The sequence below is a fragment of the Nonomuraea basaltis genome (assembly GCF_005893125.1).
Classification (GTDB): Bacteria; Actinomycetota; Actinomycetes; order Streptosporangiales; family Streptosporangiaceae; genus Nonomuraea; species Nonomuraea basaltis.
The window spans coordinates 1-6324 of record NZ_VCJS01000402.1 but is presented as its reverse complement, the minus strand read 5'-3'; the positions used below and the strand labels follow the sequence as shown (position 1 = coordinate 6324).

General features: G+C 67.5%; 7 protein-coding genes. 2 read left to right on the top strand and 5 right to left on the bottom strand.

The genetic code is table 11. The features are described 5' to 3' along the window. Window positions 1–353: 353 nt before the first annotated feature. On the top strand, window positions 354–476 hold the full coding sequence (locus EJK15_RS76995) for a hypothetical protein (protein ID WP_276615611.1): 123 nt from the start codon (window positions 354–356) through the stop codon (window positions 474–476). Window positions 477–712: 236 nt separating this feature from the next. Here the strand turns inward: EJK15_RS76995 and EJK15_RS66745 are convergent, their stop codons facing one another. From EJK15_RS66745 to EJK15_RS66725, 5 genes are all read right to left on the bottom strand, one after another. Beyond that, window positions 713–1693: an aldo/keto reductase gene (locus tag EJK15_RS66745; protein WP_138720507.1), complete on the bottom strand. Its 981-nt coding sequence runs from the start codon at window positions 1691–1693 to the stop codon at window positions 713–715. A gap of 340 nt (window positions 1694–2033) precedes the next feature. Then, entirely contained in the window at window positions 2034–2516 is a 483-nt protein-coding gene (locus EJK15_RS66740) for a nitroreductase family deazaflavin-dependent oxidoreductase (RefSeq protein ID WP_138720506.1), read from the bottom strand. A 68-nt stretch (window positions 2517–2584) separates the two neighbouring features. Beyond that, the gene (locus EJK15_RS66735; protein WP_138720505.1) at window positions 2585–3430 is read right to left on the bottom strand and encodes an SDR family oxidoreductase; all 846 of its coding nucleotides are present in this window, start codon (window positions 3428–3430) and stop codon (window positions 2585–2587) included. A gap of 275 nt (window positions 3431–3705) precedes the next feature. After that, window positions 3706–4284 (bottom strand): ester cyclase, encoded by a 579-nt coding sequence (locus tag EJK15_RS66730; RefSeq protein ID WP_171075387.1) that lies wholly within the window; start codon window positions 4282–4284, stop codon window positions 3706–3708. A gap of 355 nt (window positions 4285–4639) precedes the next feature. After that, window positions 4640–5335: a DUF4386 family protein gene (locus EJK15_RS66725; RefSeq protein WP_138720503.1), complete on the bottom strand. Its 696-nt coding sequence runs from the start codon at window positions 5333–5335 to the stop codon at window positions 4640–4642. A gap of 164 nt (window positions 5336–5499) precedes the next feature. On the opposite strand from EJK15_RS66725, the gene EJK15_RS66720 reads away from it, so the two are divergent. Continuing rightward, the gene (locus tag EJK15_RS66720; RefSeq protein WP_138720502.1) at window positions 5500–6159 is read left to right on the top strand and encodes a TetR/AcrR family transcriptional regulator; all 660 of its coding nucleotides are present in this window, start codon (window positions 5500–5502) and stop codon (window positions 6157–6159) included. The last annotated feature ends 165 nt before the right edge of the window (window positions 6160–6324 follow it).

Genomic DNA, 6324 nt, shown 5'->3' with positions numbered 1-6324 from the left:
TGGCAGAACGGCCGTTCTCACGCGCAACGCGTTACGCGATCGCTACCACCCTCCATGCAGCCCCGGCCTCACTCGCGCCTGGAAGTCGCACTCCGTGACCGCTCCCCGGCAAATGCACCAGACCCACTTACCGGCTGAAACTCACACATGACCGACCTCGACGGCCCTGCTGCTGGAGGTCCGCGCGACGGTGAGCACGGACGCCCGACAGGGTGAGCGCGTCGACCGGGTGGCCGACTGGCTGCTGGAGCACGGCTTGCATCTGGTGGTCGCCGCGCGTTCCTGCGAAGCTCACCTTCCGGCTGACGTCTCCTGGGCGAAGACGCGTGGGGCACGCCCTGGAGGACACCGCCATGACGAAGGACGCCAGGAACAAGCAGAAGACCCGCGCCTATGCCGCCTACCTCTGCGGCGCGGGCGCCGCAGAGGTAGGCGGTTTCGAACAGCACCCGGTCGCGCAGCCGGTCCAGCGGTAGGTCCTTGCGTCCCTCCCGGGGGCGATGTCGTCCAGCAGTCCGCCCCCGAGACCGTCGTCGGCTTGTACGGCTGCGGCGCAGTCCTTGCGAGTACACGCCATACATGCGCCGGTACGGGATGGGGTTCTGCGGCCGTGAGATCAATTAACCCTCAAGTGTGCGGGAGCTGAGAACTGCAACCGCAGCCGCGGGTTCGTGACCTCGGCCTCTTCAAGGGAGTGCAGCGGCGCCGACGGTCACCGGTCGATGCTGGCCATGTTCGCCTCGTCATGGCGTTCGCCCGCGGCCGGCGTGAGGTTGTTCAAGCGGTCGAGCTGAGCGGCGCTGAGTTCGATGCCGTCGGCGGCGGTGTTTTCTTCGGCGCGCGCGACCCGCCGGGTTCCGGGGATGGGGGCGATGTCGTCGCCGCGGGTCAGCAGCCACGCCAGCGCGGTCTGTGCCGGGGTGGCTCCGATCTCGGCGCCGATGGCCTGCACCTCGTCGACGATGCGCAGGTTGCGCTGGAAGTTCTCGCCGGTGAACCGCGGGTTGGTCTTGCGCCAGTCGTCATCGGTGAAGTCCTCGACGGTGCGGATCTGCCCGGTCAGCAGGCCGTGGCCGAGCGGGGAGTAGGGCACGAACCCGATGCCGAGCTCGCGCAGCAGCGGGAGGATCTCGGCCTCGACGTCGCGGGTCCACAGAGAGTATTCCGTCTGGAGCGCGGCCACCGGATGCACGGTGTGTGCCCGGCGGATCGTCTCGGGGCCGGCCTCGGAGAGTCCGATATGGCGCACCTTGCCTTCGGCGACCAGCTCGGCCAGCGCGCCGATGGTCTCCTCAATGGGCGTGTTCGGGTCGACGCGGTGCTGGTAGTAGAGGTCGATGTGGTCGGTACCGAGCCGCTTGAGCGAGCCTTCGACCGCGGCCTTCACGTTGTCGCCGCTGCTGTCGATCACGCCGGGGCCGCCGCCGGAGTGGGAGACCAGGCCGAACTTCGTCGCCACAACAACGTCGTCGCGTCGGCCTTTGATGGCTTTGCCGACGATTTCCTCGCTGTGGAAGGGGCCGTAGATCTCAGCGGTGTCGATGTGGGTGACCCCCAGTTCCAGCGCCCGGTGGATGGTGCGGATCGACTCGGCGTCATCGAGCCCCCCGCCCGTGGTGTAGGTCCCGGCCATGGTCATGGCTCCCAGGCCGATGCGGGAGACATCAAGCCCGCCCAGTGATACGTGCTTCATCAGGTATTCCTTGTCGTAGCGGTCATCAGGCCCGGTCGGTGGTCATGGCCTGTGAGGTCCATGACCAGTGCGGTGCCCACCCGCTAAAGGGCCGTGCTTCGGTGGCCCGCGCTGCCGGCGCCGGTGCCGTTCCCCAGATAGCGGGTCAGCTGCCGTAGGCGTACCCGGCGGCGGCCTCGGCCGGGTGCGGGGCGTGTTGCTCAGGCGTGGCGTCGGCGTAGACCAGCCTGCCGACGACATCGACGCCTTAGCCGTTGGTGATGCGCATGGCTTCGTTCAGGTAGCCGAGCATGTACTGGCCGTCCGCGGGGGATTTGGAACTGGCCGCTGTCAGCTGGGGTCAGTGCTCCTCGGCCGCCGGCTCCAGAACGAAGACCGGGATCTGGCGGTCGGTGTTCTTCTGGTATTCGGCATAGTCCGGGAACGCCTCGACGGCTCGGGCCCACCACACGGCCTTCTCGTCCCCGGTCACCTCGCGTGCCAGCATGTCCTGGCGCACCGGGCCGTCCTGAAGCTCCACCCGGGGGTCGGCCACCACGTTGTGGTACCAGACCGGGTGTGTGGGGGCTCCTCCCGCGGAGGCGACCACGGCGTAGGAGCCGTCGTGCTCCACCCGCATGAGCGGGGACTTGCGGATCTTGCCGCTTTTGGCGCCCAGGGTGGTCAGGATGACGACAGGCAGGTCCCGTAGCTTCTCGTCTTCCGGACGTACGACCAGGATGCCCAGCGTCGTTCCTTGCGTACCACCGGAGATTTCGTACAGCTCCACCTGGTCACGTACAAACTGCGCCGTGCTCGGCTCGTACTCGCCTTTGAGTGGCATGTTGCCTTTCTCCATGCTGTCGAAGATGCACCTGGCGTCCGCCTCGGCCGGGGTGCGGGGCGTGTTGCTCAGGCCTGGGTATCGTCGTAGGCCAGGCTGCCGCCCAGCTCGCGTGAGGCCTCGGCCTGGGCGAGGAGTTCCTTCGCTTTGGCCTGGGCGGCCTCGATGGCGTCCGCGCCGGCGACGAAGCGCTGCAGGGGCTTGTCTTGGTTGGCGATGGTGAGCAGGGCGCGGGCGAGTTTGGCGGGGTCACCGGGCTGCCGGCCGTTCATGCTCTTCATGCCCTCGATCGTCGGGGCGGTGCGCGGGGCGTAGTCGTCGATGGACAGCTCGGGCCAGGTGGTGGAGCCGTCCCCGAGGAGTTCGGTGCGGAAGTAGCCGGGTTCCACGACCGTGGTGTGGATGTTGTACGGCTCGACGTCGTAGCGAAGGGACTCCATCCAGCCCTCTTCTGCGAACTTCGAGGCGGCGTAGGCGGCGGTGAATTCCATGCCGACCAGGCCGGCGGTCGAGGTGATGGTGATGACGTGGCCGGCGCGCTGCCGGCGCATGAGGGGCAGGACGGCGCGGGTGACGTTCATGGGTCCGAAGAGGTTGGTCTCGAACTGATGGCGCATCTGTGCCGGCGAGATCTCCTCGAAGTAGCCGGTGAAGAGGTTCCCGGCGTTGTTGATGAGGACGTCGATGCGGCCGAAACGGTCGACGGCGGCCTGCGCGGCGGCCTGGGCGTCCTCGAGGCTGGTGACGTCCAGCTTGGTGACCAGCAGGTTGTCCTGCGGCCCGCCCAGGGTCTTCTCGACCTCTTCGGGGCGGCGGCCGGTGGCGACGACCTGGTGGCCCGCGGCGAGGGCCTCGCGGGCGATGTCCGTGCCGAGACCGCGTCCGGCACCCGTGACGAGAATGACCTTGCTCATGAGATTTCCTTTCAGGTGCCCTGATCGGGCACCTGGATGATTTCGATGATCACAGCGGCCGACGGCGCCGCAGAAGACTGGAAACCAGCGGCACAACCGCCGTATTCGGCCCATTCCCACCGCCGCGGGGCGGCGCACTACCAACAAAAACTTCCAGAGTCATCGCCCTTCACCCTCGATGAACTCTCCGCCGGCGGGCCTTCCTGCGAACAGGTTGGCGGCCTCGGGAGCAGGGACGGACGCGTCGGAGGAGGGCGAAGCGCAGGGCTCCGCTGTTATGCGGCGGGTATGGCGCCCATCTGCCGGAGGATGCCGAGCATGTCGAGCTGGGCTCGCTCCTCGACGATCTTGCCGTGGGACAAGCGGTAGAACGCCATGCTCTCCGAGCGGATGGCCTTGCCGGTCGCCTCGACCCCGGCAAAGGGTCCCTTGTGGGTGCCGGTCATGCTGTAGCGGATGGCCACGGTGTCACCCTCGGCCCGCATGTCCTCCACCGTCCATTTGAGGTCGGGGAAGGCCTTCAGGTTCGCGGCGACGATGCCGAGATAGGTGTCCCGGCCCTGCCACGTCTGGCCGCCGAAGTGCACGACGATGTCCGGGCTGACGAACTTTCTCGCCAGAGCGGGATCGCGACCGGGCAGGAACTCACTGGTGTAGCGCTGCATGATGCGCTTGTTCACCTGGGAGATCCCGTGGTGCCACGAGGCGGATTCCGCCGTGATGCGAGGCGACGGCCCGGAGCCGGTGTTGCCGCCGACCGTGCTGGCCGCGTCCGCGGCACCCGATCCGAAGACCGCGAGGCTGAGCGCACCCAGCGCCGTGACTACGACAGCCGGCTTGGTGTATCGACGCATGATTCGTCCTTCTGATTCCGAGGATCGCGGCGCCGACGGCGCCGCAGAGGGCTGGAAACCCAGGGCCCCGGCAAAGTCGCGACTCGACGTAGATGTAGAGGAACTTGAGCTGGTCCAGGCGGTGGCGAGCTTGGCCTGCACCGGGATCGGCGGGTTATCGAGCAGGTTCCGGGTGTTCGTTCGGATGGCCATCAGGTTCTTCTTTTGAGAGGAGCGGTCCGTCCGCCGGCGTGGCGGCAGGTCTGGGCGTGCATACGCACGGGTGGTCGCGATCGAGGCTGTGGCTGCCATCCCCGGGCGGCCCTCCACGGAGTCCTCGCCCGCGTGCGCGACCTTGGCGCCGCCCTCATCTCGGTCACGACCGGACGAGGCGCACGCCGGTCGCGAGCAGCCAGACGAGCCAGGCGACGAACCCTAGGAGCCCGACGAAGATCAGCGGCGAGCCGTCGGCGATCGCGAGGTTGCCCAGCCCCGCAGCGAGCAGCAGGCTCCCGCCCACCATGCCCAGCAGGCGCTGCCAAGCCGGAGTCAACCCGCTCGCGTGCGCGGCGAGGGCCGAGCCGATGCAGGTGGTGCCGAGCATCGGCAGCGCCAGCGCGAACGCCGCTGCGTGAATCTGCCAGACGAGCCCGAACGCGGGCGTCGGCTCGGCGAGCCCGCTGGCGGAGAGCGCGAGCCCGATCTGCAGGACGTTGACAAGCACGAAGATGGCCGACAGCGTCGCGCCAGCGGCCAAGGCGAGGCGCGACCAGTCGGTGCCCGCTCCGCCGCGCCGCTCCACGAGGCCGTGCAGGCCCGTCACGAACACGAGCAGCAGCGGCAGGTACAGGGCTACCAGACCGGACACGATCGCGACCGCGTCGCGGTTGGCCGCGTAGTAGGCCAGCACTTCCTCGATCGGAGCGCCGTAGGGCAGCGCGCCCGTTACCGCAAACAACACGTTCTCTATCACCACCAACACCGCGAACGCGATCGCCGCGGCACCGACGAGCCGGCCTCGAACGAACCAACTGCGGGCTGGCGTGGTGGCGGTGTTCTTCGGTGATCTCATCTCTTACTCCTTCGTTGCGGTCGGATGACCGGCGGGTTGTCGAGCGGGTTCGGGGTTTCGCTGATTCGTACACCGTACGTCGTACACTGTACTACAGTTTAGTACACTGTACGATGAACGTACGCTTGACGATTGTCAAGCCGTTCGAGCGAGTGAGGAGACCCGTGTCCGGGAAGAAAAAACGCCAGGTCGCGCCAGACGCGGGGCTGAGCAAGCAACGGGTGGTAATCGAGGCCATCCGGATCGCCGACCGCGAGGGGGTCCACGCGCTGAGCATGCGCCGGCTGGCCGGCGCGCTCGGCGCGGGCGCGATGTCGCTCTACTACTACGTGGCGAACAAGGAGGAGCTGCTGGACGCCATGATCGACATCGTGTTCGAGGAGATCGAGCTCCCGCCCGAGGAGACCGACTGGCAGTCGGCGATGCGACGGCGGTCGGTATCCGCCCGACAGGTTCTCGCACGCCACCCGTGGGCGATCGGCCTGATGGAGTCGCGGACATCGCCGGGGCCCGCGCACCTCCGCCACCGCGAAGCGGTCACCGCCTGCCTGCGGAGGGCTGGCTTCTCGGTTCTGATGGCGACGCACGCCAACTGGTTGCTCGACGTCTACGTCTACGGTTTCGCCCTGCAGGAAGCCAGCCTGCCGTTCGACACCGCCGATGAGTTCGCGGACATGGCCGAGGACGTCTACCTGCCCCAGCTTCCTCCTGACGAGTTCCCCTACCTCAACGAGTCCGCCGCAGCGCTCGTCGCTGCCGGCTACGACCCGGCAGAGGAGTTCATCTTCGGCCTCGACCTCATCCTAGCCGCCCTCGAGCCCTAAGAGCCTCCGCATAGCAACGCTCACCGACCGTCGCGGGCGGGCCTGTCCAGTAAACGGTGTAACTCGATCTTGAATTAGTTCTATCGGGTGGTCGGGTTCAGGCGGCCTTCGAAGGTGATGGCGAAGGCGTTGAGAGCGGCTTTCCAGCGGGTGATCCAGCGTTTG

Bases quoted from the DNA above. Each gene is read 5' to 3' on its own strand.
- EJK15_RS66725 (WP_138720503.1), bottom strand. From the start codon at position 5,335: ATGAGATCACCGAAGAACACCGCCACCACGCCAGCCCGCAGTTGGTTC.
- EJK15_RS66740 (WP_138720506.1), bottom strand. From the start codon at position 2,516: ATGCCACTCAAAGGCGAGTACGAGCCGAGCACGGCGCAGTTTGTACGT.
- EJK15_RS66730 (WP_171075387.1), bottom strand. From the start codon at position 4,284: ATGCGTCGATACACCAAGCCGGCTGTCGTAGTCACGGCGCTGGGTGCG.
- EJK15_RS66735 (WP_138720505.1), bottom strand. From the start codon at position 3,430: ATGAGCAAGGTCATTCTCGTCACGGGTGCCGGACGCGGTCTCGGCACG.
- EJK15_RS66745 (WP_138720507.1), bottom strand. From the start codon at position 1,693: ATGAAGCACGTATCACTGGGCGGGCTTGATGTCTCCCGCATCGGCCTG.
- EJK15_RS76995 (WP_276615611.1), top strand. From the start codon at position 354: ATGACGAAGGACGCCAGGAACAAGCAGAAGACCCGCGCCTATGCCGCC.